19 protein-coding genes are annotated in these 26,905 nt (G+C 33.7%); 11 read left to right on the top strand and 8 right to left on the bottom strand.

Features of this window, described 5'->3' with window-relative positions:
* Positions 1–545 precede the first annotated feature (545 nt).
* The 3 genes from DK441_RS08240 to DK441_RS08250 are packed head-to-tail and all read left to right on the top strand — an operon-like array spanning position 546 to position 4,738.
* Positions 546–2,918 carry a TonB-dependent receptor domain-containing protein gene (locus tag DK441_RS08240; RefSeq protein ID WP_109098292.1) on the top strand — a complete coding sequence of 791 codons (2,373 nt, stop codon included), beginning with the start codon at positions 546–548 and terminating at the stop codon, positions 2,916–2,918.
* Positions 2,919–2,934: 16 nt separating this feature from the next.
* Positions 2,935–3,969: a sensor histidine kinase gene (locus DK441_RS08245; protein WP_109098293.1), complete on the top strand. Its 1,035-nt coding sequence runs from the start codon at positions 2,935–2,937 to the stop codon at positions 3,967–3,969.
* Between the two features lie 4 nt (positions 3,970–3,973).
* Positions 3,974–4,738, top strand: coding sequence for a LytTR family DNA-binding domain-containing protein (locus DK441_RS08250; protein WP_132066213.1), 765 nt, complete (start codon positions 3,974–3,976; stop codon positions 4,736–4,738).
* Between the two features lie 84 nt (positions 4,739–4,822).
* Here the strand turns inward: DK441_RS08250 and DK441_RS08255 are convergent, their stop codons facing one another.
* The 7 genes from DK441_RS08255 to DK441_RS08285 all read right to left on the bottom strand — a co-directional run bounded on the left by DK441_RS08255 (position 4,823) and on the right by DK441_RS08285 (position 8,937).
* Complete coding sequence (locus tag DK441_RS08255; RefSeq protein WP_109098294.1) at positions 4,823–5,191, bottom strand: nuclear transport factor 2 family protein; 369 nt, start codon at positions 5,189–5,191, stop codon at positions 4,823–4,825.
* 10 nt (positions 5,192–5,201) lie between these two features.
* Positions 5,202–5,945: an SDR family NAD(P)-dependent oxidoreductase gene (locus tag DK441_RS08260; RefSeq protein ID WP_109098295.1), complete on the bottom strand. Its 744-nt coding sequence runs from the start codon at positions 5,943–5,945 to the stop codon at positions 5,202–5,204.
* Between the two features lie 5 nt (positions 5,946–5,950).
* Positions 5,951–6,145 carry a 4-oxalocrotonate tautomerase family protein gene (locus DK441_RS08265; RefSeq protein WP_025663024.1) on the bottom strand — a complete coding sequence of 65 codons (195 nt, stop codon included), beginning with the start codon at positions 6,143–6,145 and terminating at the stop codon, positions 5,951–5,953.
* Between the two features lie 131 nt (positions 6,146–6,276).
* Positions 6,277–6,867 (bottom strand): Crp/Fnr family transcriptional regulator, encoded by a 591-nt coding sequence (locus DK441_RS08270; protein WP_235015731.1) that lies wholly within the window; start codon positions 6,865–6,867, stop codon positions 6,277–6,279.
* Between the two features lie 166 nt (positions 6,868–7,033).
* The gene (locus DK441_RS08275) at positions 7,034–7,447 is read right to left on the bottom strand and encodes a hypothetical protein (RefSeq protein WP_109098296.1); all 414 of its coding nucleotides are present in this window, start codon (positions 7,445–7,447) and stop codon (positions 7,034–7,036) included.
* Between the two features lie 5 nt (positions 7,448–7,452).
* Positions 7,453–8,220 carry a protein phosphatase 2C domain-containing protein gene (locus DK441_RS08280; RefSeq protein WP_235015732.1) on the bottom strand — a complete coding sequence of 256 codons (768 nt, stop codon included), beginning with the start codon at positions 8,218–8,220 and terminating at the stop codon, positions 7,453–7,455.
* Between the two features lie 9 nt (positions 8,221–8,229).
* A complete protein-coding gene (locus tag DK441_RS08285) occupies positions 8,230–8,937 on the bottom strand; it encodes an inorganic diphosphatase (RefSeq protein ID WP_109098297.1) in 708 nt (235 codons plus the stop codon).
* Positions 8,938–9,365: 428 nt separating this feature from the next.
* On the opposite strand from DK441_RS08285, the gene DK441_RS08295 reads away from it, so the two are divergent.
* The 8 genes from DK441_RS08295 to DK441_RS08330 all read left to right on the top strand — a co-directional run bounded on the left by DK441_RS08295 (position 9,366) and on the right by DK441_RS08330 (position 14,679).
* The gene (locus DK441_RS08295) at positions 9,366–9,974 is read left to right on the top strand and encodes a matrixin family metalloprotease (protein WP_109098298.1); all 609 of its coding nucleotides are present in this window, start codon (positions 9,366–9,368) and stop codon (positions 9,972–9,974) included.
* 196 nt (positions 9,975–10,170) lie between these two features.
* A complete protein-coding gene (locus DK441_RS08300; RefSeq protein WP_074407429.1) occupies positions 10,171–10,872 on the top strand; it encodes a YafY family protein in 702 nt (233 codons plus the stop codon).
* Between the two features lie 68 nt (positions 10,873–10,940).
* Positions 10,941–11,327 carry a DUF4345 domain-containing protein gene (locus tag DK441_RS08305; protein WP_109098299.1) on the top strand — a complete coding sequence of 129 codons (387 nt, stop codon included), beginning with the start codon at positions 10,941–10,943 and terminating at the stop codon, positions 11,325–11,327.
* A 216-nt stretch (positions 11,328–11,543) separates the two neighbouring features.
* On the top strand, positions 11,544–11,822 hold the full coding sequence (locus tag DK441_RS08310; protein WP_109098300.1) for a hypothetical protein: 279 nt from the start codon (positions 11,544–11,546) through the stop codon (positions 11,820–11,822).
* A gap of 204 nt (positions 11,823–12,026) precedes the next feature.
* On the top strand, positions 12,027–12,404 hold the full coding sequence (locus DK441_RS08315) for a DUF2200 domain-containing protein (protein WP_109098301.1): 378 nt from the start codon (positions 12,027–12,029) through the stop codon (positions 12,402–12,404).
* Positions 12,405–12,591: 187 nt separating this feature from the next.
* On the top strand, positions 12,592–12,936 hold the full coding sequence (locus DK441_RS08320; RefSeq protein WP_109098302.1) for a hypothetical protein: 345 nt from the start codon (positions 12,592–12,594) through the stop codon (positions 12,934–12,936).
* Between the two features lie 159 nt (positions 12,937–13,095).
* A complete protein-coding gene (locus tag DK441_RS08325) occupies positions 13,096–13,560 on the top strand; it encodes a hypothetical protein (RefSeq protein WP_109098303.1) in 465 nt (154 codons plus the stop codon).
* A 222-nt stretch (positions 13,561–13,782) separates the two neighbouring features.
* Positions 13,783–14,679, top strand: coding sequence for a polysaccharide deacetylase family protein (locus DK441_RS08330; protein ID WP_109098304.1), 897 nt, complete (start codon positions 13,783–13,785; stop codon positions 14,677–14,679).
* Between the two features lie 225 nt (positions 14,680–14,904).
* Here DK441_RS08330 and DK441_RS08335 read toward each other — a convergent pair whose 3' ends face one another.
* Positions 14,905–26,868, bottom strand: a complete 11,964-nt coding sequence (locus DK441_RS08335) for a LysM peptidoglycan-binding domain-containing protein (RefSeq protein ID WP_109098305.1) — start codon at positions 26,866–26,868, stop codon at positions 14,905–14,907.
* Positions 26,869–26,905: the final 37 nt, after the last annotated feature.

Genomic DNA, 26,905 nt, shown 5'->3' on the forward strand with positions numbered 1-26,905 from the left:
CTGCGGTGCAAATATGTAATCTATTTTTTAATTATACAACTAAAATTTAAAATTTAATTTACTGGTTTTTAGTGTTTTATGTTGTTCTTAGGCATAGGAATCCCTGTCCGTTTTTTAACGGATATTAGCCTGTTTGGTAACCAATTACTGTTCTGATGTTTATCTCTCAAATACCATTTTTATTTGATAAAAGTAGGTATACAAAAAAGATGATAAAAAAAGCGTCCAATGTATTGGACGCTTATGATTTTTATATCTTATGTATAGTTTACTACCTATATTCTTGATTTAAAAACGGCCTTACAGCGTCCTTTTTATATGTGAAAAATAATAACATAGGCTTAAAACTTGTTTTTTGGTTCAAAATTATGACGCAAATATGAGGTTATTTTTTATTCCTTCAAAGGATTTATTAGAATTCATATGTCTAATAGACTTTATCCGCTATAAGAAACTCTTCATCTTTTTTTTATCCTGATTCGTCAGAATCTGGTTTTTGGCTATTAACGTATCATGCAATTTTACCGTGTAAAAAAAAGGAAGTCATGAATACATCAATCAAAATCACGTTAGTTTTTTTCCTGGGAATTTTGTTCAGTAATGCACAAAATACAATTTTGGGAACGGTTACCGAAAACACAAATTCACCATTAGAATTTGCTAATATTATTTTACACTCATCTAATATATCGAATAGTCTGACAGGTGCTGTTAGCGATAATAATGGGAGCTATATTTTTGAAAATGTTCCTGCTGGAAACTACTGGGTAGAAATTTCTATACTTGGGTTTAAAACCCAAAAATCTGAACCTTTTTTACTTTCAGAAGAAAGTACAAGAAAAGTAGTAAATTTTGTTCTAGAAGAAGAAACACAAACATTAAATGAGGTCGTTATAACATCTTCTAGGCCTATAATACGACAAACTGCAGAAAAATTGATTGTAGACCTTGAGAAATCTGAAATGGTAAACTCTAATCTTCAGGGTGTAATGAAAAAGCTACCGGGGGTTATTGTTACCAACGGAAAACTAAGTTATGGAGGCCAACGAAATATTAGAATTTTGATAAATGGTAAGACAACTGATTATATGGATATAGCTTCACTTTTACGAGATATGCCTGCTGATAATATAGCAAAAATTGAATTAGTCCAACAACCTGGTGCTCAATTTGATGCAGAAGGTTCTGGTCCGCTGATAAACATTATTCTAATAAAAAATGTGAAACTAGGAACTCATGGAAATATAAAACTAAATACAGGGTACAATAATGAATTTAATTATGGTGCCAGTGCTTCTGTAGCGAGTTATAAAAACAAATTAAATTGGCAAATAAGTACTGGATATCAAAAATCTACTTCTCGTGAAGATTTATTTTTAAAACGTCAGGTTAATAATCAAGTCTATGATCAGGCCACTATTTCTCCATATGATCCAACACCGTTTCGGGTTAGTGGAGGATTAGATTACTATATAAGTAATCATCATAGTATTGGAATAAGCGCAAGAGGAATTCAAACAAACTCAAACAGAATTGCGTCAAACAATACTTCTATCATTGAAAACGATATATCTAATACGTTGATAACAGCATATAATTATGATAGAGAACGAACTATTTTTAGCATTAATCCATATTATGAATTTGATACCGATAACAATACCCTTGTTTTAGACTTTAACTATATTAATTATAAGAATAAGAACATTGATAATTTATATCAGGTTGGACAAAGTCCTATTCTGTATGATAACCAGCGTTATTTTCAGGATGGTAATTATGAGATATTTACCTATAAAGGAGATTATAAGCGATCTTTTAATGATGTTTTTAATGTAATAGTAGGTGCAAAATATTCAGTGGTAGATACAGATAGTGATTTACGTTCTTTTACAGAAGACAGCAATCAGGGTTTTGTTTTAGACATTGACCAAAGCAATCGTTTCTTGGTAGATGAAAGTATCATTGCATTGTATTCTAAACTGGATACTAAATTAGGGAATTGGTTATTATCCGGAGGTCTGCGCTGGGAAGATAGTAATACCAAAGGAACATCTACTAATACTAATGAAACCCAAACAAGAAACATATCAAAACTATTTCCAAGTGCTACAATTACTAGAAAGTTAACCGAGGAATTTAATGCAAACTTATCGTATAGTTATCGTATTCGCAGGCCTTCATATAATTCATTAAATTCTTTTGTATATTATTATGATCCCTATACTTTTGAAGAAGGTAACCCAAATCTTAAGCCAGAGTTTACAAACAGTTTTCAATTTAGTTTAACGTATGATGAACAGCCGTTTTTTAGTGTTAGCTATAAAGAAACTACCGATGTTTTGTTTGAGATCACCTCCCAGAATGATGCTACAGGACAAGCTAAACGTTCTGTAATTAATTTAGCCAAAAATGAGAATTGGAGTTTCAGAGCATTTGGGCCATTAAACTTTATTAAAGGATTAGATGGATTTACTGGTGTTATAGTAAGTCATAATAAATATACATCTAAAAATTTAACCCCAAAACTAGATTTAGCACGATGGAATTTAATCTGGTATACGAGTGCCCAACTCAAATTACCGTGGGGTATTAATTCTGAACTTACGGGGTATTACTCAACCAGTGGGGTGGATGGACAATTTAAGCACGAATGGCTGGCAGGATTAAACGTTGCAGTGAGTAAAAAATTTATGAAAGATCAATTAAAAGTTAATATGGGAATGAACGATATTTTAAATCGCCCAATTAATGGAGTTGTAAAATATGATAATATTAATGCAGAGGTAATAGTCGATCAGTCTCGACAAAATGTGTATTTACAACTTTCATATAGCTTTGGTTCTAAATTTAGCAAAAAGAAAAGTAGAAAGGACACTTCTAAAGAAGAACAAAACAGAATTAAAGACAATAATTAATACATTTACGTTATAAATGGATACACGTCTTAACAAATCAGATTATTTATTAATTGGTATTTATTTACTACTGATACCAATAGTATTACATTCGTACGAGTATTATTTGCAAGGCGCTTCACTAAGAGCATATTTGGTAGATTTTTCTGCAGGATTTATCCTTATTTTTATTTTCATCTTTTTGTTTATGTACTGGTTAATTCCGGCGTATATTATCAAGAAGAAACGGTATGTACACTTTACTTTTTTTAGTCTGTTTTTCATGACGATTATAGGCACAACTGGATTAATTGCAGGATTTTGGTCGATAGAAAAAAGTTGGGATTGGAATGCTCTTATGGTAGCCTATAGATCTGTTCCAAATCTAATTACTAAAGGTTTATTGGTAAGTATTGAAAACATAGGATTGCCTTTGGGGTTACTTTTAACAAAGAAGTTTTATGAAAGCCAAACAAAACTTTTAGATATGCAAAAGCAACAAAAGGAAAGTGAATTAAAATTCTTGCGCTCACAAATGGAACCTCATTTCCTGTTTAATAATTTAAATTCTGTAGTTGCGCTAATAGATAGTAATACAGAAATAGCTAAAGAATACGTTAATCGTCTATCTTTAATTTATCGCTACTTAATTAAAACTAAAGATTCTGAAATTATGGAGCTTCATAAAGAAATGCGGCTTGCAGAGAATTACATATTTTTGATAGAAACCCGATTTGGTAAAGATTATAATTTTAAGATTACACAAAATACAACGCTTTCAGATAAATTTATCCCAACAGGAGCTATGCAGACATTGTTAGAAAACGTTATAAAACACAATAAACCACGACAACAAAATAACATAAAAGTTACTATAGCAATTAATGAAGATTTGATTATTGTATCTAACAGTAAATCTGATTTTAAGACCAGTGAAGAATCTTTTGGAACTGGATTAGTGAATTTAAATACAAGATATAAGTTGTTATCGGATAAGGAGATTACTATAATAAATACAGAATTGGAATATAAAATTTCGATTCCAATTATTAAACTAAGAAGTGAATCTTAAAGGAATGAATATTTTAATTTTAGAAGATGAAATTCTGGCGTACCAGATGTTAATTACTCATTTAAATAATTTTTTTGGAGAAGAAGTTTCTCATGATTGGTCGCGCTCTGTTGAAGATGGTAAGGTGTTTTTAAAAAGTAATACGTATGATTTCATTCTATCTGACATTCAATTATTAGATGGTCTTTCTTTTGATTTATTTGATGAATTTACTGTAAATTATCCAATAATATTTTGTTCTGCTTATGATGATTATTTGTTTCAAGCATTTAATACAAATGGCATAGCATATATATTAAAACCATATACAGATAGCGATTTTAAAAATGCACTAGAAAAATACCAGACACTATTTCGGCAGGGTGATTATGACACATTAACCCATTCGACTCTAAAAGCCTTAAAATCTGCATTACAGGAGGAGCAGGCTAACTATAAGCAACGATTTGTGATAAAACATACAAACGGTATTCAGTTATTAAATACAGCAGATATTAGTGTTATTATTGCTTCTGGGGATTTCTGTATCGCTACTCGTCATGACGGAAAAAGATACCCTATCTCGCAAAGTATTGGCGTTCTAAAAGGCCAATTAGCACCTAGTAAATTCTTTAAAATCAATAGAAGTCAAATCATACATATAGAATATATCGATACTATCGAAAATCATTTTAAAAACCGATTGCTAATCACAATGAAAGGGTATCCCGAAAAAGTAATGACAAGTACCTCAATAACCTCAATGTTTAGAAAGTGGCTAGAGCAATGATTAGGTTATGTGGAAAAAAATAAAGCCTCTGTAAAGAGGCTTAGAATAAATTGTTTTACAAATCAGGCCTGTATAACACTTCATTTATTGCTCATGAGTGAATAGTTTATTTACAATTTTCCAATCGTTATTGATTTTACTTAATGATAAATAGTCGTAATAATTATAACCTAGCATGGGAAGGTGTAATTTCGCCATGGCAATTTTACCTATGATATCGATTCCTATAATTTTCATTTTTAGATGCTCATTTAATTCCTTAGGACTTTGTCTATTTTTAACTCCTTCAAGATATTTGGTTACACTTTTTAAGTAATCAACGCCTTTGATATCTCCATAGATATATACGTTTTTATGAAAACAAGATTCGAGTTTGGTTGCATCTCCATAAAAAATTCCCTCAAAGTAATTAGTAATTAGACTTTCGATTTCTTTTATATTCTCTTTATACATGATTTATTTTTTAGATGGCGTGTCCAACCGTATGTCCTCCTGCCACATTAATTGTTTCTCCGGTTACAAAATTTGATGTAACCAAATAATATGCTGCTTCGGCAATTTCATTAGCTTCTCCAATTCGGTTTAATAAATGCAATCCTGCTAAGCTATCGGCATCTTCAATTCCGATTTTACCTTGTAATGGGCTTCTAATTATTCCCGGAGCTATGGTGTTTACTTTGATGTTATTTTTACCAAATTCGGCGGCAAGTTGCCTGGTTAAAGCATGTATGGCTCCTTTACTCGCTAGAGGAGCTGTTGCCGGGAATCCATCAATAGCATGGTCGACTAAAACGGTTCCGATGTTTATAATTGAACCATTTTGTTGCTTTATCATATGAGGAATCGCAGCTTGCGATGTAAAATATGTTCCTTTTAGGTTTACATTCCAATACTGATCTAAATCTTTTTCCTCAACATCTAAAAAAGGTTTTGGAGAAAATACTCCTGCATTATTAATTAAAACATCTACCGTGTTGAATTTTTCTATTGCCAGACTTACGAGTTTTTGTCCTGTTTCTTGTTTGCTGATATCACCGACCAGGTAGATTACGTTAGAAGGAGAACCAAGTTCCTTATATGCGTTTTTTAAGTTTTCTTCGTTAGAAGAGTTCATTACAACATTACTTTCTCGCGCTATAAAGTATTTTGCAATTTCTTTACCAATTCCTGTAGATGCTCCTGTAATAATTACTGTTTTGTTTTTCATGTTCTTTATTTTTTAGTTCCTAAATACTGTTTCCCGTTCACTCCCCAATTTTCGATAGGAACTTCTTCAATAACAACATGAGTTGTTTTTGGGTTTTTGTTCAGTATGTCAACAACGAGCTGTGTAGCTCCTTCTATTAATTGACGTTTTTGGTCTGTTGTTACCTGTTCATCGGTAACTTTAATGTTAATGTATGGCATGACTTTTTTATTAAATTAATGGTCACACAAAGGTGTTGTAGAATGAAATTATTACGAAGGAGGATTGTCACTTCTTTAGGGTGATGTACATCACTTTAACCCGGATTTAAGCAATAAACGAGTAAAAATAATTAAGAGTTTAATCTGCTAAGCGTTTCTCTGGAAACCCCTAAATAGGCGGCAATCATTTTTTTGGGAACACGTTGAAAAAGTTTTGGATAATGCTCGAGTAATAATTCGTATCGTTCTTTAGACGAATTTTTCAATAATGATAAGATTCTATTCTGAAGCGCAATTCGACCAATTTTACTTTTTTTCGCCCAAAAACGTTCCATTTTATGCATTTTGGCCGTTAGCTTTTCTCTATTTTCAAAAGTTATATAGAGTAACTCGCTATCTTCTATACAGTCTATAGAGGTTTTGGATTTGGTTTGTTTTACAAATGATTCGTAATCTGTAATCCACCAATTTTCCATCCCGAATTGTAGTATATGCTCTTTTCCTGTATGGTCTATAAAATAGCTTTTTAGACATCCTTTTATAATCCAGTATTCTTTGTTAACAATTTCACCTTCCTGAACAATATATTGATGTTTACGTCTTTTGATTTGCTCAAAATGACTCAACACAAAATCGAATTCTTTATCGGTAAGACTGATTATTTCTTCGATATGTTGTCGTAAAGGGTGTGTCATTTTAATTGTTGCAAATCCTAGATGCATGAATCAAAGCAAGATAAATATACCCGAATCCATTGGTTTCTGTATTTATTTTACTTCTGGTTAAACTTATAAAAAATTAGTGCTATAGGAAATAGAAAAGCCTTTTGATCAGAAGTTAAACAATTCTGGTTTTATGATATGGAGTATAGTTTTTTACTTTTCATATTCACTCTTTACAAATTTTTCCATCTTTCCTTTCTTTTTTTCCATCTATTATCATTGTTGACTTGTATAGAAAACAATTTCCAACGATTTCAATTTTCTCAACAAATACACCATTATGAGAGTTAATGAATTTTTCAGATTCGGTAAATTTCATCTTAGTTTTATCATACTTGAGACGATAAGAGCATTCATCAATCCACTCTATAATTATGTAAGATTTTTTTTCAACTCCGTCATGTTCTACAATCTCAATTTGGCTATTTCCATTTCGTTTAATTTTAAAACTTTTTGTTATATCTTTTTCAATTGGAACATAAAATTCACCATTCATAAAATCTTCACATTTCAAGCTTTGAGCATAAGAACTTAATCCAATTAACATCATTCCAATTAGTAATAATTTTTTTCTTTTCATAATAGTTAATATGATGTTGGCGTATTGTTTTTTATTCTAATTATTGCTAAATCATCTGTTACCAGATGACTCCATTTATCTTTTAATACTCGAATTTTTCTATCCAGGAAATTATCGAATTCTGCACCTTCATTATCAATTAATAAATATTCGATAATTTCGTTTTCAGGTTTTTGTTTTGATTTGTTCTCCAGATTCTTAAATGTAAAGATTCCATCTGTACAGATGGATAAATCTTTAAAATTAGAAATTGAGACTTTTTGTTCTTGACTATCAAACCAGCTATCAAAATCATCACCTAAATGATATCCAAGATAATCAGGTTTGTCATCTTGTTCGTATTCAATTAGCTCTCCATCCTTACAAATTAGACCATCTCCGATTGTCAAAAACTCAGCTTTTGATTCTTTCGTTTCGACAATACCAATTATTAGAGTTGATAGTAGCTCATTTGTTTCAAGCCCTAGTTGATTTTTGAAGAGTTTAGTCTCGCGAATTAGGATTTTAACAACTTCCTTAAGTTTATCTTTTAATTGTATTGAATTATCAGTTACAAACTCTTCATAAAATTTATTTTTAGCAATATTTCGTAAAATCTTTCCGAATAGAATTGAAGCAAAAACGGATTCTGTTCCCATTGTACAGCCATCCAAGACAGCCAATAGTATTTCATTTGTTCCGATTTGCTCCTCAATTAAGAAGTCTTCGCAGTGGTTTGTATGAAATTCACCAATATGTAATGTTTTATATATTTTCATTTGAATTTTGGTCATTTCAATGCTCTAAGGCTTTTCATAGGATACGTTGTTGTGTTTAGTATCTTTTAATTGATATTCATTAATTGCTTCTGTAAGTATATCAATTGCAATTTTTTTATTTCCAAATCCCTTAGATTCGATTTTCCCTGGTCCTTTATAGTTTGTAAACCATAATTCCACTATTTCGGTAATTCCTTTGTAATCATTGTTTAATTCATCTATACTATTAACTCCGTATATTGGAGAATTGCTCGAAACAGCAATTAATTTATCATCTTGTTCTCCTCTATCCTGTAGATACAAGACGCCAATTATTTTACATTTTAGTATATGACCTCTTTCCACTGGAGGTCCAAGAACGAGTATGTCTAATGGATCACCATCACCACCTTTTTCTTTTGAAAGTAAAGTCCTCGGGATCATTCCGTAGTTACCAGGATATCCTATATATTTTACAATTCGAGGTTTTTTGTCGATCAACTCCCATCGTATTTTTCCGGTTGATTTATCTAACTCCCATTTATCCAATGTACCTGCAGGTATCTCAATTACTGCATTAATATCTCCATCCTCAAGGAGAGGTGCGATATCAGTCAGTAAATTAAGTGTATCACTTTCTTTTTCCTGAACGATTTCAACAGAATCGGATTTTTTATCTGTTTGTCCTGAATCACATTTGGTGAGGAATAATGATAAAGAAATGCAAAGTAAAATGACAATATTTTTATTCATAGCTTTTGTTGGTTAAAGAACATGGTATACACAAGTTAAAGATTGGACTTTACACTAAACTAGTTTCTAACCTTGTCGGTTGTTCTTTTTCTATATTTTTTTGAGGTTTTTCTTTCAAGTTCTGGACTTCTCTATTTCGTGAACAACAATGGTATATGTATTAGTATACATATATCGATTATATTTTCACAAATCTACAGGATTTTTGATGAATAGAATAGTTTCATCCTGATGGTGTGGATTTAAGGTGCAAATCCGTGCCATTTGGCTATATCCAAACCTTATTGAGGCATAGTTCAAGCAAAACAACAGAAATTTATACTCAAGTGCCAACAAATAATTTGAGGTGTATCCAAAATCTTCTAGATTTGTGAGTAAAAGAGAAATATACCCAATTGGATATATTCAATTGTTGGCAACATTCCAGAATGAAGAAATTTTTATTGTTAATTATTACTCTTTTATTCCTTAATTGTTCGTCTGAATCGGCAATAATAGGGATTCAACCTTATGGAAAAATCAATCAACCTGTTCTTGACTCTATTACAAGTATTCTAAAAAGGACATATCATACTGAAATTGTAGTTTTGAATGGAAAAAAACTACCGGAAAAAGCTTTTGTAAATATAAAAAGTCCAAGATATCGAGCGGATTCATTACTCATTGAATTATCCAAAAGTCGTCCAGACTCAATTGGGTTTATTTTAGGGATCACATCAAAAGACATCTCTACAACTAAAAGGGGTTCGGATGGGAATATTAAAAAACCTAAATCAAAATATACAGATTGGGGAGTTTTTGGTTTAGGCTATAAACCTGGCACGAGTTGTATTATTTCTACATTTAGATTAAGGAATGTAAAAACAGATTTGTTTATTAGTCGTGTTCAAAAGATATCTGTTCACGAAATCGGACATAACTTGGGACTTGATCATTGTGAAACTGAAAAATGTGTTATGCAAGATGCTGTTGAAACTATTAGCACGGTGGACTCTGAAGGATTTAAACTTTGTGAAAAATGTTATCGGAAAATATAAAAAACGTTGTCTAACAAGATATATGTGATCATAGCTGATTAGTGTTTAATCGATTGGTTCTTGTATATTTATGATGGCGCAGTGATTTTAAAACTGAAAAAGGTATAAAATCTGCGCAGATGTGTCCAAGGCTAGGTAACATTTTGCACAGCTACGACACATATATTAAACGTTGGCCACAAGCAGAAAACACAAAATGGAAGAAAAAGAAAAACCAAGACTTTCGAGATTAACTGCTATCCTTACCCAATTACAATCGAAAAGAATTATTACTGCAAGACTACTTGCTGAAAAGCATAATGTAAGTTTAAGAACCATTTATAGAGATATTCGAACCCTTGAAAAATCAGGAATCCCTATTGTAACCGAAGAAGGTAAAGGCTATTCAATTATGGAAGGATATCATCTTCCACCTGTTCTTTTTTCAGAGGATGAAGCTAATGCCCTAATCACAATAGAACAATTAGCAATAAAAAACAAAGACCAGTCATTAGTTGATAACATTTCTAGCGCATTAGAAAAAATCAAAGCTATATTGCGCTACTCTCAAAAAGGAAATGCTGATTTATTAGCAGAGAGAGTTTACTTTAGTGGTAACAATAATGAGGAAAAAACAAGTAATAATCTGATGCAAATACAATCAGCTATTACCCAATATAAAATATTAACAATAGATTACCTTTCTTCTGAAAAGAAACAAACTACCCGTAGTGTTGAACCTTTTGCGATTTATAGTATTCACGGAGACTTTTTATTAGTAGCTTTTTGTCGATTACGAAATGATTTTAGACACTTCAGAATAGATTTTATTGAAAACATCACAACTGAAAAACAGGTTTTTAGTCCTCACAATATGACTATAAAAGAATATTTTGAAAAATATGTGAAAAATCAATAATACCCTTGACATAACCATGTCACAACCCCGATTTACATTTGCGGATATAATAATTAAAAAATCTAAAAATGGAAATTATCAGAATTATAGTCTTATCATTATCAGCTTTAATGCTCGTATTTGTTGGTGTAATGAGATTAAGCAACCCAATAAAAACTTATCTAAAAAGTTCTGGGATTAAACTTGAAAATGATGCTAGTTTATTAAATGAAATGAGAGGAGTCGCTGCAGTAATGCTTTTTGCAGGAATGATTATTTTACTTGGCACATTTATCGAAAAACTAACTTTTAACTCACATTTAGTCGCTTCATTAATTTTTATAGGTTTCGCAATCGGCAGGTTAATAAGCCTAAAAGCTGATGGAAAACCAAGTAAGCAGATTATTCAAGGAATTTTATTTGAAATTGTATTAGGTGTTGCAAATGCTTTTTGCCTGATTCATGTTTTAGGTTAGTTATACGATAATGCCAGTAGCTAACACGGTGTATAAGTAATTGCGGTTTGGGTGCTCCTCAAACCGTTTTTCTTTTTTTAATAACTATTTTCATTTGAAAATAGTTGCAATAAATCCGCTACTACTCATACAAGAGATGTTATCTACATATGACAAAATTTTACTTCTTAATATTAATTTCACTCTTTATTTCATATAAATAGGAACTAAAAAAATTTGGGCAAAAGTTCCTTTTTAGTTTCACAAAATACTGGTTATGATGAATTTTATGACAATGGCTATCCTGAATATTTTTTTGTCATCATACTTGATACAAAAAACCAAATTGTCTTTATTAGTAAACTTCTAGACTTTAATTACGGAGACGAATTCTGGGAATCTGAATTTAATGTAAAAATAAGTTACAAGAAAAATGGAAACTTCAAGTTTACGATAATTGGACTTGATGAAAAATATACTGGAATTTGGAATGGTCAGGAATTAAAAAAAGAATAAACACGGTAGGTAACACGATATATGTGATCGTAACTGACTAGTGATTTATCGATGGATTCTTGTATATTTATGATGGCGCAGTGATTTTAAAGCTGAAAAATGTATAAAACCTGCGCAGAAAGTGTCTGTAGTTAGGTAACAATTTACACAGCTACGACACATATTATTAAACGTTAGCACCAATCAATTCAAAATCAAATAAAAATGAAAGTTACGGCCGAAAAAAATGAAAAGGTTGCCAATATGATATTTGCATCCATTTATCCACTTTATTGGAATAGATTGGAAAAACATGGTAGGACAAAAGAAGAGTTCCATCAAGTAATAGAGTGGTTTACTGGTTTTGACGAAAATAAATTACAATCACTTATCGAAGAGAAAGTAACGTTTAGAACGTTTTTTGAGAAAGCAAAAATCCATCCCAATGCATACATGATTAAAGGAGTCGTTTGTGGTTATCGAATTGAAGAAATAGAGGATGAATTTGAATTGTATAGACAATGTAGACGTATGGAAAAACTGATTGATGAATTGGCAAGAGGTCGTAAAATGGAGAAAATTTTGCGTAAAGAAAAAAAGTAAAAACTGGTGCTAACAAAACCTAAACTGCATTGAAACACAGTTTAGCCAGAACGTTATCGATAGGTTATATAAATTAAACAAGATCATGATAAAACCAGTATTCCTTTTTTTATCCCTCTTACTTTTAGGGTGCAACGGTCCAAATAAAAAAGAAAATAGTTCCTTTTCAAATACGGAAAGAAAAAGTATGAATTGTGTAAAGAAGATATTTGAAAAAGACAGTATCTATGGAGACATTAGAAATCACGCTTCTGAAAAGGCCCCATTAAGTGAAGCAATTCACGATTACACAAAGAATGTGAAGTCATTGGATTATTCTGATTGCCCAAAAGAATTTGAATCAGCATTTCATAAACATATGGATGCCTGGCTGGATTTTAGAAAAGTATCGGATAAATATCCGTTACTTCGTGGAGAACTACATGATATTTTTGCTACGATAGAAAAAAGTGAAGATTCTACAGAGTTTAAATCAAGGTTGAATCAAATTTTGGAAACATGGAAAATAGTTGAAGAGATTTCAAATCAATAAAAGCTCGTTGCTAACAGCATGTCCTATGTAAAACTCTCCTCGAACGCTAAGGTTAAAAATTTATAAAATCAACGTAGATTCGTCTATAACTGGGTAACATTTTACCCTGCTACGACACATATATTAAACATTTGTATTAATTATGAAAATCTATTAAACTTGAAAAACATTTATATCTATAATGCACCAATAAAAGGATTACTTATAATAAAACTTTTATTAGGAATCAGTTTATTATCTTTTTTTGTTTACTTATTTAAAAATGAAATCTTTCCTGATATCTGGACATTTGCGGGACCACTACTTAGCCTAGCACTTATAATAAATGGACTGACAAGCTCTAAAATAAAAGAAATAAATGTCCATAACTCACAGAAAATGATTGAAATTATTAAAGAATCTTTGTATTCAACAAAAACTAAAAAGATTAATTTTCAATCATTAAAATCAGAATTGAAATCAGAAAATGCAAAAAAAATATTCACGCTTATAATTAAACTTAGATTAATCATTTCAGAAAATGATAAAGAGATTGAAGAACTCAACAGTAATTTGTTTTCACTTAATAATGATAAGCTTACAAAGTTACATTCTGATTTAAAGGCAGTATATAAAAATAAATAAAGCTTACAAAACCTATAAACAATACTTCGAGCTTAATTGAAAAGTTTACGTATTTTTATTAGGTCTCAAAATCTTTGGAATTTTGTTTTGGATGAGAAAACCAAAACCAAAAGATTTTGCTATATACATGGCGGAAAGCAAACTCTAGTTAGCTCCTATACTGTTCATAGCTAGACGTTATAAACAATCAACATGCAAAATGAGTAAAAACATCCATCAAAAATGAATTTAGCACAAAAATTGGGGTTTCAGGAAAATGCAAAACTGTTGATAATCCATGCAGACGATGCGGGACTTTCGCATTCTGAAAATATAGCAACAATTCAATCACTAAAGAAAGGCTTTGTGAATTCATATAGCATAATGGTTCCGTGTCCGTGGTTTTATGAAATGGGAGTATTTGCAAAAAATAACCCACAATTTGATAATGGAATTCACCTGACACTAACCTGTGAATGGGAAAATTATAGATTTGGACCTGTTTTACCTGTTTCTGAAGTTCCAAGTTTGGTTGACAAGAATGGTCATTTCTACAAAAAAAGAGAACAACTTAGAAAAAATGCATCTGCCGAAGATGTTAAAAATGAGTTGCAAGCACAAATCGAAAAAGCAATCAAATTCGGATTAAAACCAACGCACATTGATTCGCATATGTATAGCATCGGTGCAAGTCCTGAGTTTTTTGACATCTATAGAGACTTAGGAAAAAAATATGGTCTTCCTGTTTTAATAAATAAACAATTGATGAAAATGGTTGGACTAAATCCTGAATTAAATATTAAAGAAGGAGATTTTCTAATTGACAGGACTTATGTTGGAGAACTTGAATATTTCAAGACTAATAAACTAAATGACTATTACAATTCAATTTTAGAAAATTTGACAAGTGGATTGAACCTTATTTTAATTCATCCTGCATTTGATGATAACGAAATGAAAGGAGTAACTGTTAACCATCCAAATTTTGGTTCTGAATGGAGACAAATCGATTTTGACTTCTTTACAAGTGAGCAAAATAGCTCGAAACTTAAAAAGAACAACATCGAGTTAGTTACTTGGAATGATATTAAAAAAATGCATAACAATATATCCTATGTAAAACCCTTTCCCAAGTCTTAAGTTGAAAATACGATAGTTTTAATATTCTAATTAACTTATAGTAATGATTTTATGTTGATGTATTGTTGGTATTCACTTCGTGGTATATCCTTACCAAGGCAGATACAAACAGAACCGGTATAAGAGCATCTGATCCTTAAGGTTCCCCTATCTCTGTATAAAGAAAAACCCCATACGACTAGTCGTATGGAGTTTTTGGTTGGCTCGCCTGTTTTTACATATGTATTACATGTCTGTAATATAATCTAGTGATAATGTTAATGTTCTTAATCGAATTAATGGTTTAGGTTGTGCAGTTAGATTAGAAAATATAGTAAGATCAAACCAAAGTGATGCTTCGGTATCATCTACTTGATTTGTACTATACCATTCTTTAATGCTATTGGCCCAATCAGAAATCATTTGTTTCAATGCTTTATCCGACCCATCACCTAGTACTTGTATCGACTGTAGTGGTTGCATAATTACCGGAAGAAAAATATCACTTAGCTTGCTGTTTGCCTGATAGCTATAATTAGCATTCATCAAAATACTAATGGTATCCTGGGAATTTTCTGCCAATAACGTATCAAATAAAATAGTAAGCTGTTGCTCTAATGTTCCCACATTCGGGCTGGCTGGATTATTTATCGTTGCAATATTTAGCGGTTCGCTACTATCTATAGTTGGGTGAAATGCATTCGAAAACCCAATATTACCTGTCGTATATACAAAATCATCTGCCGATGGTTTACCAGGGACTAACTCTACATTACGCTTCAGGTTTGCAGTAGTATCGGCATCCTGTCTGTTTAGGATATTCATCGTAGGGATAAGTACCTCACGATTGGCTATAGATTGTCCAATAGAAGCTTCAAGGATTTTACCTGTATCTTTAGAAGTATAATAATAACTATAACTGGCTCCATCTTCAGGATCAATACTGATTGCATTGTAATCAGGTATATTTACAATTGGGATACCTATTCCTTCTGGTACTGCACCAAAAATATTAACTAATAATACTCCTGTATTGGTTTCTATTGTTGTAGAACTTTCTTTGATATAAAAAGAATACGGATCTGCAGTATAGCCTTGTTTTAATAGCTCATTAAAAGTATTAAGAGCAAAACCATTACTGGTTTCTGCGGCATCTGCCATTCTGGAAACCATTTTATTATAAGACGATAAGGCTACTGCTGCTGATTCGAACTGAGAAGCATCAGTAGTCGTAGCATCGATCTTGATCAATGTATCATTAAATACCTGATTGATGTTAGGGAAAACAGAAATAAACTCAGCCATCTGTGCAAATGCATCTTCAAAACTGGCAAGAGCTTTAGCCATATTCTCCTGAACATTAAACAGAATCTCAAAATCAACCTGATCCTGAGGGTAGTGAAAGGTTTGAGAATAGGTGATCTGGTAGTTCCAATTTAGGATGTCATCTACCGTATTTGTATTGGTAGTATAAGGATAAGAACCTTCTTGTTTAACCATTGCAGGTGCAGTAGGGAAGGACCTTAAGATCAAAGGAACTTTAAAATTACCTAATGAAGTTTCTAATGGATGGGTTTTGCTTTTTGAAATAAAACTTAACCATGAAGAAGCTTTATAATCCTCGATTCCCGGAACCGAACTAATTTGATGCTCGATAGCAAAGCCAGCATAGGTAATACCCAGATCTACATAGGATAATACTTCATTTTCGGTACCTCTAATGATATCTGGAGAAGAAAGCAGGAAGGGCAGCTTGGCGTCTTTACTTTCACTTAATGCCAATTTTGGAGAACTTAGACTAAAGGATGAGCTGAAGTTACCGCCATCAACATTTTTCTGTACGGTATGACTTAGTGGAGGTGTAATAACGTTTCCAACTTCATCAAACAATGTATCTGTTATAGTTACTATAGTTTTGTCGATTACAGCATCGGCACTTAATTTTAAACGAACAATTCGATTATTCTCGCTGAGGAGTGAGGCGTTTAAAACATTTATGTCATCAGAAACGGTATAATTGCCTATTTTTTCTGCTTCTTCTTTACTCATAAAATTAGAGAAGAAAAGATACACTATAGTGGCTTCTTCCTGATCTAATTCTACTCCCATAAAGATAAAGTTCAGATTGATGTTTCCGTATAGTTGAGGAGTATCTGCACCTTCGGGAACGGTATCTGCCTGTACCGTGGCAGCAAATTGAATTCCGGCACGAGTGGTATACGCATTACTAAGTTTAACTAATAATTGCTGTAAGAAGGTTTCCTGAATATTAGATGTATCTGCTGTCTGCCCTGCAAAAACAGGCACCATTGATAGCTTAAGGATTTCTGCCAGTCGTTTTTTGTTGGCCAGCATGTCAGTAAAGAATGTTGTACTTCCGAAATCATCAACTAATTGAATAGCAGCTGTAAATTCTGGAGTTAATACATCATCAATACTTGAAAAGATCTGTTTACCCCAAAGATCCATATCAATATTTTTAAAATCAGTATAGGTAGAAGGAGTAGAGAAATCTATCCCCGTCTTAGGATTAAAATAATAGATAGGAATGTGATCTTTTGTCTCTAACTTATTAGATATTGGTTTTGGTGCAAAAATCACCGGGTTACTGGTATCGTTGATCTCATATCCAATACTGGTAGTCGAATCAAGACCTAATCGAGTAGCCCATATTTCTGTACCCCCAGTATTACTTAGATTCTCATCGCGGTCTACACCAGAAGTAACTTTAAGTTGATACACATCACTTTTAGATAAAGCAGTTTCAAATCCAGTAGCAAAGTCTTCTAAACCTGTTGTTTTTCCTGCTTCTGCTTTTGATAAAGGCGGAATACTGGTACTGGCAGATTTAATACCTCCAGTAGTTTCAAAATCACCAGAAATAGAACCTCCGATACGCTCGATGGTAAAACTTAACTCTAATCTGAATATTTGATCAGTATTTACCTGTGCAGCATCTATGTCGAAAGATATGGTATGATCACTATCTGGTGTTGCAGTAGTAATTTCTCCCATACTACGATTAGCTAAGAATAGATAGATAGAAGCAATCCATTCTTGAACCAAGCTGTTCACATCATCTTTACTTAGTACAAAAGGATTAGAGGTTAATGTAGTATCTATTTGAAAAGCGATACCATTAGGATCGGTTAACTGGTACCAAATCTGAGTATAGGTTTGTAGATCCCTGGTGGCTTGTTCTATCACTGTAGAGGTAGCCAGATCTTTATCATTATCGGCACTAAATTTTGACCAGCCATTAAAAACAAGAACATTAGTATCACTTGGATTCGTTAAATCGGCTTTAACATTACTTACGGTAACCGTTATTTCTACATTTTCAGGAATGTTATCTACCGTAATAGTGACTGATTTTTTATCGGCATTAAGAACAATAGACTCGATATTAACATTTTGATCGATTGTATAGTTAGCTTTATCTATAGCACTGGTTTCATCTACAGTTACAGTATATTGTCCCAGAATAGTAGTACTGCTTTTTGCTGTTGTAGAGATTAGTCCCTGATAATAACTGGGATCAAAGTTTAATCCCGTATCTAGTTTGGCTTGCCCTTCTTCTCCGGTTACCATCCAGGAAGAACTAACTGAAGGCCACTGGTTAAGTCCTAGAATAGCATCTGTATATCCTGTTAATACAGGTGGTTCATTTAATGGTTCATTACTGGTTGCAGATGGATCTGATAACTCGCTTATAATACTGTTACCATAAATATCCTGCCATGCAAAATTAACTTGAAGAATATCACCTAATCCTAAATATGGACTATCGTTTCCATCGGGAAGATCATTTTCTGAAGCGACTACCTCTTTACTAAAACGAGTATAAGGTATGCTTACCTGGTAGTTCCAGTTATCATCGGCCGTTAGTGTTTTTGGAACCTGGATTTTATCGGTACTCTCTGGATCTTCTGCATCTGTTGTCGGACCAGAAGGTAAACCAATGTTACTACTGTTAAAATAATCATTAGCGACTACCTGATAGGTGAGCGAACTATACACATTTTGTAAGAATAGTTCTCCAAAATCTGCTGTTTTTGGATTATCGGGAACAGGAGCAGGTATAGGTCGTATTGCATCTATAGAAGTAGTGCCTGCAGCAACAGTGGCTGTTCTGATTTTTGGACCACCAGTGATTGTAACATCTTGATTATCGGCAAATATCCCTATAACATCCTGATTGTAATTGGCTATAGAAGAAATATTTTCTCCATAAAAATCGGATAATGAAGCGAAGGTAGTACCGCCAGGGCTGGTACCTACAGTGATGGTAAGCTGCGGTAAGAAAATAGAGTCAAATAAGTTCAGCTGATCTGGTAATTCACTACCTGATTTCTGTTTGTTGATTTCCTGTATAGCAGCAACAGTAGTCTCAAAACGACTAGCAATTTCCTGAAGCGTATTACCACCAACTCCAACTTCGTAGATGCCTTCATTGATATTTAATTTAATCCCTGATCTAAGGGTCAGGTTTTGATTATCGGAAGCTACATCAGCAATATTTCCGTAGTATGCATAGGCCAGTTCACCTAATGTTTGTGTATTGGCAGATGCTAATTTTATGGCATTCGGATTGGATTGTGCAAAGAGTACAGAGTTATCTTTATTAATGGCCTCCCCATTGGCAAAAACATTCATATACGAAGTTATTGTATTTTGAAGGCTTTCTTCAGAAGGTTTGCTGTACATTACAATAAATGATAATGTAGCCTCGCCGTTATCATCAAAAATACGATCCGGAAGCCCTTGTTTACTATCTGTATTATAGTAGTATAAATAGTATCCTCCGTTTCTGGTAATGCTGGCTTGCCATAGCAATCGTAAGAAGTCTGTTTGCGTATTGAGCAATCGCATTTTTTCGTCTTCGGGAATCGATGCCGTTTTTAGTAATGCATCAAAAGCCATATCAGGTCTGGTTTCCGTAGAAAGATTTACCTGAGCTAATCCCATAGTGAGTGCATTTTGTGCATCTGTCTGGATACCGTCTGGTGTACTTCCGTTAGAATCAACAGCATAGGCAGGGATCAAACTGGCAATTAGTGAATTGTTATCCCCAATTTCGCTAACTATTTTTTCAAGAATATTAGCATTATTACTGTTTGCCCCAACCACTTCATACGTGGTTTGTGTGGATGGACTATCAGAAACTACAGGTACTTTCTTTATAGTAACTTCTACCAGGGATCCAAGTCCATAATATGCAACATCATGATTGATCATCTTTTTAGAGACGTCATCATATTGACCTATTAAAAATTCCATTCTTGGATTAACCACTCGGGTACTTAGATCTGGTAGTTGCAGTAACGTATCTGGTAATGGCCATAAACTTAATGCCGGCACACCAGGAGGAGTACCTCCATACGGTAGGTTAATAGAAGAAGCAGCATTCCAGACAATCTCTGATGTATATGGATAACTAGCTTCGCTATTCGTAAACAAATCATTAACACCTAAGAAACTAAGACCTGTGTTTAGTTTGTTTTTGGTAGCATATTCAGCAACCTTATTTATGCGGATAGCATCATCACTATCGGGTGTAATAGTAATCACCATTTTTGCAGGGTCATCACCATTAAATGATAACCATTTTAATGCATCTGGATCTGGATTGCTAAAGGTAATTTCAAAATTATTACCTTCTGTAAGAGTGGGGATAGGAAACTGCTGACCATCTAGTGCATATAGTCCTGCAGATTCGAGATCCCCGTATGATAAAATACCTTTATTATCTTCTACCCACATCCCTTTATAGTTTGGAGTAACTCCATCTACCGGAAGTTTAAGACCTGCCAGGTAATATCGAGAAGTCATACCAGATAAGTGTTGTATGCCCTGAGTAGCCTGAATTTCTTTAAGTAGTTCGCCTACTTTAAACTGCTCTAGGTTTGCCATATCCAACGTTGCAGAATCAAATAGATCTGTAATCTTATCGTTATTATGATCTTTATCGTCAGAATTAGCGAGATTTTCTGGAGTAACATTAAATTTGGAAGCTACACTTCTCAGGTTATCTCCTTCGACAGTGGTATATGTAATTAGAGGAATACTCAATGTAGCGACAGGAAGTAATAAGTTCGCTATAGAAGCAATACCACCATCAGTAATCAAAATATTGATATCAATTTGATTTCCTTTTGGTACGATATCATTGATAGCTTTAACTACTTGAACCAGAGATTGAGAAGGTAAAGTGGTGTAATCGTATGTATAATTGTTATAGGTAAAACTAATAGCAATGCCTTCTTGCAGAATGTTTTGAGCTTCTTGGTTTAAAGTTGCCAGGCTATTTCCATCAAAGCTCTTTCCATAAATAGCTTGATTAGCAATACTGTCAAAAGTATCTCCCTGTTGCACAGTATACGTACTGTTAGAGATATACATATTTTTGCCAGAAGTTAATGCTACCCCAGAATTATCATTAAAAAGTTCGGCAATAGTATATGCCATATCCCCAGAGAGGTCACCATTATCATTAACCCATTTTACAATACTGTCTGGGCTATCTCCGCTATTGGTGTAATATTTAAAATCTTTTAAGGAATCCTGCGCATTCTGAACCATTTGTTTGGCAATCAGTAAGAAATAGTCACTAAATACAAAGTTACCTACAGAAATATCTTCTCCTTCTGCAAAAGCAGCAAAAGTTGCAGGATCTTTCTCTTGCATCTGGATTGCTAATTGATCGAAGTATTTTCTAAGATCACTTATATATGTAGAAGAAATAGTGTTATAACTTTCAAAATCATAGGTCACTCCTTTGTAATCGGTACCATAATCTGGTGTCGATAATTCTAGTGACAATGCCATTGGGAAAAATGTAGCGTTGACATCTGTTTCTTGCTGTGGTTGTTCCTGAATATGCAGATCAAACTGATCTGTCATAAAAGAATCTATAGCTTCTGTCGGGATTGGACTAGGATTAGAAGGATCACTAAAATAAGCTAATAATTGCGTTAATTGCGAACTGGTGACAGGAGTATTATCTACTTGTTCACTAGTGATAGAACCATTCTGTAGTGCAGCGACTGTCCATCTGAAAATTTCTTTACTTAACAACTCAAAAGAAGAATCTGCGGTGTCTTTAAAAGCTTTTTGATATCCATCTACACGATCCTCTTGTGGTGGTGTCATAGATTCTAAGAAAAGCATAGCAATATAGCATGCTTGTTGCTCGCTTAGTTCAGTAGCTTTATCACCGGCCATAGTAAGCCCTAGTCCCAAATATCCTGTTAGTGGGGCTACTGTTGCGGCTTTTTCCAGATTAGACCAGTTTGGTGTAACTTGAGTTAATGCTACTGTAAGTGGATTATGTAAAGCGATACGAAGTTGTTTTGCATTTTGTAACTCATTCTGTGCATACGCTTTTAAAGCCATACCAGAAGAAGCATCTCCCCAAGGTGGATTACTTGCAATGGCTTTGATTGTAATACTCTGGCTGATACTTGCAGAGAAGCTGAAGTGCATTTTTATTTTGAATAACCCCAGATTTATACTTACACTCAATGAAACACTTACCGAAGCTGATAACTGAATTACAATAGGCTCATAAGGAGAGAAGGTTAATTGAGCCAGTAACCTGATATCAATATTAAGATCAGCTTTAATGATGGCAAAATCAATAGTACCATATAGTTTTCCGATAACACCCACTGTACCTCTAAACCAGAAATAATACGCTTCTGCTACCTGAGCATCATTAGATGAAGAGGTAGTTGTTAATTGATATGGATTATACTTAGCCAGAACCCCTTCTAGAATTGCTACTGCAGTAAGGCTAAATCCTGCTTTCAAAATACCAGCATCAAAATCATAACCAAATCCAAATTGCATACCGAAACCAAAAACCAGAACAGGATTAAAAGTACCTAGCGTGGTATCCGGTACTTTATTTGTTGTAGCACTACTAAGTTTACCAAAATAAACTCCGGCAGAACCCATAACAGGGATCGGGATACCTATCGGTGTCCAAATCAAAGTTTGAAACGTGAATGATCGAGAAAAATCTTCTTTCCAGGGGAATCCTATATCTACTTGAAAATCACCATTGGTAAACAATTCTATACCAAAAATTGGTAATGTAAGGTTAACCTGCCCTAACTGTATTTTTCGCATTACTGTAGGTAGAGCAATTTCGGCCTTATACAGACCTATGGTATCACTGATCTTTTTGTATAAAATCTGAAAATCGAGACCTTTAAAAATACGAGCCGGTTCTCCTTCGAGAGCCAGGCGTAATGCATATAAATTAGGATCATTAAAAACAATCTGCATGGTGATAAAGTAATCACTGCTACTAGCATCGGATCCATTTGTTAATGCTACTGCCGATGTAGATTTTTTATCTTCCTCAAGCTTAAGTACCCCAAAATCCATTCCTACCAACCAGTTACTGTTGGCGTCCAAATTGATGCCAGGGATTTCTCCTGGCTCTGTAGGTGGCAGACTAGCCATAATATCTATAGCATCCTGCACTTTTTCTACATTCTGGAAACCCGGTATTGCCACATGCTGTCCTAATGCCAATACCCGTAAATCCAGATATTTGTTTCCTTGCCCCGAAGGAGAAGGCGTAGTTTCTGGTTTGGCGGCATCCCAGGTTAAAGGTTCCTTAGTGTTATCTTGCCATAAGAAACTACCATCTAAAGTAACCATCACTCCATTATCTTTTGGATCAGGTTGATTTGATTTGTAGGTAACCCCAATAGATTCTATAGTAGCGAATCCTAATGAAATAGGGCCTATACCCAGACTGAAGCCAACCTGTTTTGATGTGAAATCATACTTTAGACTCAGGTTGTTAAGTGGTATCTTATCGAGAATATTCCAGGGAGCAGCTAATCCAAATTGAGTTCCTGTTGCCCAGGATACCATTTTTTCTACCATACTACCGATAGTAGTAGATTCGGTAAAGCTTAATTCTGCTACATAATGATGTTTTCCATTGGTGCCAATGTCCTTTACTTCACCTTTTAAGAATTCCCAGATAATTCCAAAGGATTTTACACTGGGATCGAAATCATAGAATGCCTGAAAATTAATACCCAACCAGGTAACATTAGCATTTATATTACCGTAGTATCCTACCTCTGTTTCTTCATCTTTCTTACCATATGCTACCATAGCATTACCTTCTACACTAAGATCAAGGAAATCAATCTCCCAGGGTTTAGCAGTTTTACCGTTAAATTCCCAATATTTGGTTTTTGTCTGGATTTTAAAACCAAGACCATCAATAGCATAATCAAATCCATCCTCGGGTTTCCAGGTTGGTGCAATGTAAAAAGTGAGTAGTTGCCCAATTTCTAGGGCTCCAGAGGTCTGTGTGCCAGTAAATGTCCAACCATTCCCGGTGGCATATGTAGATTGTAGTGATAACCCAATTTTCATACTTTCGGGTAATACTACAAATTCACCTCCGATACTGATTTCATTTTTACCCGTGTTATGAATAACATTAAACGTTAATTTATTAATCGTAAAAAGAGGTCCTATAACTAAGGGTTTGTCTGCTTCGAGAATCGTATTTAGTTGATAGTACTTTTCATTTGGTTTTAGGTCAAAATCCAATAAGGTTACAGCGGTCTCTAAATCCAGTTCTGCACCAAATAATTCTAGTAGGTCACTAAGCTGGATAACACCGTCGCTTAGCCCTCCGTGGACTTTAAAATCAGGGTAAGTACCTAAAACACTAACTGTTCCTTCACCTATTGTAAAATCACCGGTTACCGTAAATTCAATTTTTCTGTTCGTTACGTCCTGTACGTTGTAGACTTGCACATCTACACTGGGATTAATTTGAAAAGGAGGATTTGCAGATAATTCCCAGGGTGTATCTGTACTCATTGCATACGACATATAATCAAATGCATGAGTTTGATTGTTGTAGTGTAGTTGAATGTCTTTTAAACCAAAACCTGCCATTCCATTCAAAGGAGGTTGAAGTACTTGAACCAGATTAATACCTCCGGCCATCTGGAAAAAACTGGATACACTTAGAGGACTGCTAAAACCGCCAGTAATAAGCCAGGTGTTCTCTTCTTCAGGGTATTTAATCATTGTTTCCAGTACTATAGGATCATTATTGGCATCTTTGCCAGACCCAATAATATTCCCTTTCAAACCTCCTTCTACTGCGCTTCCGGCTTCGTTAATTTTTAAACTGAAACCAGGCTTTTCGAAACCTATCCAAGGGATTCCGTCGATATTCCAACTTTGATTTATTTCCGTTTCAATCTCTGTTACAACTGACTCTTCGGGGCTGGTAAAATTTAATGTAATATTAAAATCAGGACCAAAGGCAGTTGTTGTTCCTTTAGATAAGGTAACTTGTGTTACTGTATCCCCGTCTTTTTCTTCTGTAATATCCTCTTTGGCTACAGTAATAAAAAACAAATTACCTGTTACGAGTTTGAAAAAAGAGGATAAGTATGTATTTGGTAATGCATTTAGGATATTTACACCACCATTACTATAATTATTAATAAGTTTATTATATACACCTTCTAATGTAAGCGCTTCTTCTTCTAAAACCATTAGATCGGTGTCAGAACTGGTTTTGGTACGAGCTTTTGAAGATGCTAATAGCGTAACAATAGGTAAGACCAATTTTACTCCTACCAGACCAAGCATTAGTTTATCATGAATATCTTGTTGATAATAAACTCCCAAATTCGTGAAATAGGTGTGTACGTCATTAGATTCGGTATACGAGTTTACCATAAACGCTCCCGAAACAGCTAGTGCATTGTAGTACTCTTCGGGTTTACCTGGATTTGTTTTTTTTAGATAAGTATCAAAAGTTTGATTTCTGAAGTTTAATGCTGCGGTTTTTGCCGCTTCTGCAACAGGAGAATAGTTTACAGCGGATAAGGTAGAAGGATAATTGGCTCTATCTTCTTCTCCAGTTTTTGGAATTTGTAAAAAAGGTCGCCCCAAACTAATAGGTAAACTGGATGATCCTTGACCTTCAAACACTCCGGGTAATCCCGAATTGGCATAGTAATAATTATAAACTTCCTGAGGAACTGGCCCAAGAGTGATAGCTACGATTTCTTTATTTCCTGCCCCGGTAAGCGTACTGGTTAGGTCATCAATTTTTACATAGCTCCCATTTTTGTAACCTTCTACTAATGATAATGTATATCCACCATCCATTAATGGTTTAACTTGTTGCCCTAGTTTAAGAATAAAATTATCTAAACTTAATTGAGCATAAGCTCCAAACATATCATTATCGATGTATACTTCTTGAATTTTTGTTTTAAGGGCGGGTAAAGAACTGTTTTTATTTTTTAGATCCACAGCAAATGCCGAGGCATAATCAAAAGGCATTTCCTGATACTTTTTTTGTATTTTGGCAATGTCACTTAGGATAAAAAATGCAATGGGTGTATTACTGCTCATTTGTGCAGTAAAAGCAGAAAGGATTAAGTTTAAAGTCATTTCTGCCGGACTAGAAAACTGATGCAAACCATATATGGGCCAGAGTCGAAGTTCTTTTTTAGTAGTATGGGCATTATAAATCGACTCGGCATTTATAGATCTTATTTTTAAATCGGCATTATAGGTTTGATCTTTTGCATACCATGTCCATAAGGTTTCTGGAACAGTTGTTAGGGAATCTGCAGGAAATTTGAACGCTAATTCTGCAAATGAAGCCGATTCTTTTGTTAAATCGTACGGGTCTTTACCTTTACGCTCTATTTGATTAGGTGCTTTTTCCCATAAATAGGGCTGTAGTCTTAAAAAATAGGTGACATTAAAAAGATCTGCATAATTTACCTGGCTGTTATCGGCTCCGCCAGTAAAACCAAAATCAATTTGTTCCAGGTTTGGTTTTGTGTCTTTATATTCTAAAAAGGTAATGGTGGCTTTACCATAGGTTATACTGGTTGTCAATATATCATTTGGGATAAGATCGGTAAGTAATATAGCCAATTTGTCTGGAGTATCTGCTCCAGAATAGATCATTAGAATATTTTTAGAATAGTCTGTAGCATCAACTATTCTTTTCATAATATTTACTGTAGTGGCCTGATGTCCAAAATTTGGAGTCCCATCTACATAGAATCGTAGTTCATCCTTACTTTTTATAAGTGCAAGCATGTCCTTTATTGATGCATCGGTAGTAGACTCACTAGCTTCCTGCCCTTGCATTAATTTGGTTAAAAGATCATTGAAGTCGCCCATCTTAAAATATTTTTATGATTTGTGTAATTCTTTACAG

The sequence above is a fragment of the Aquimarina sp. AU58 genome, assembly GCF_900312745.1.
Classification (GTDB): domain Bacteria; phylum Bacteroidota; class Bacteroidia; order Flavobacteriales; family Flavobacteriaceae; genus Aquimarina; species Aquimarina spinulae.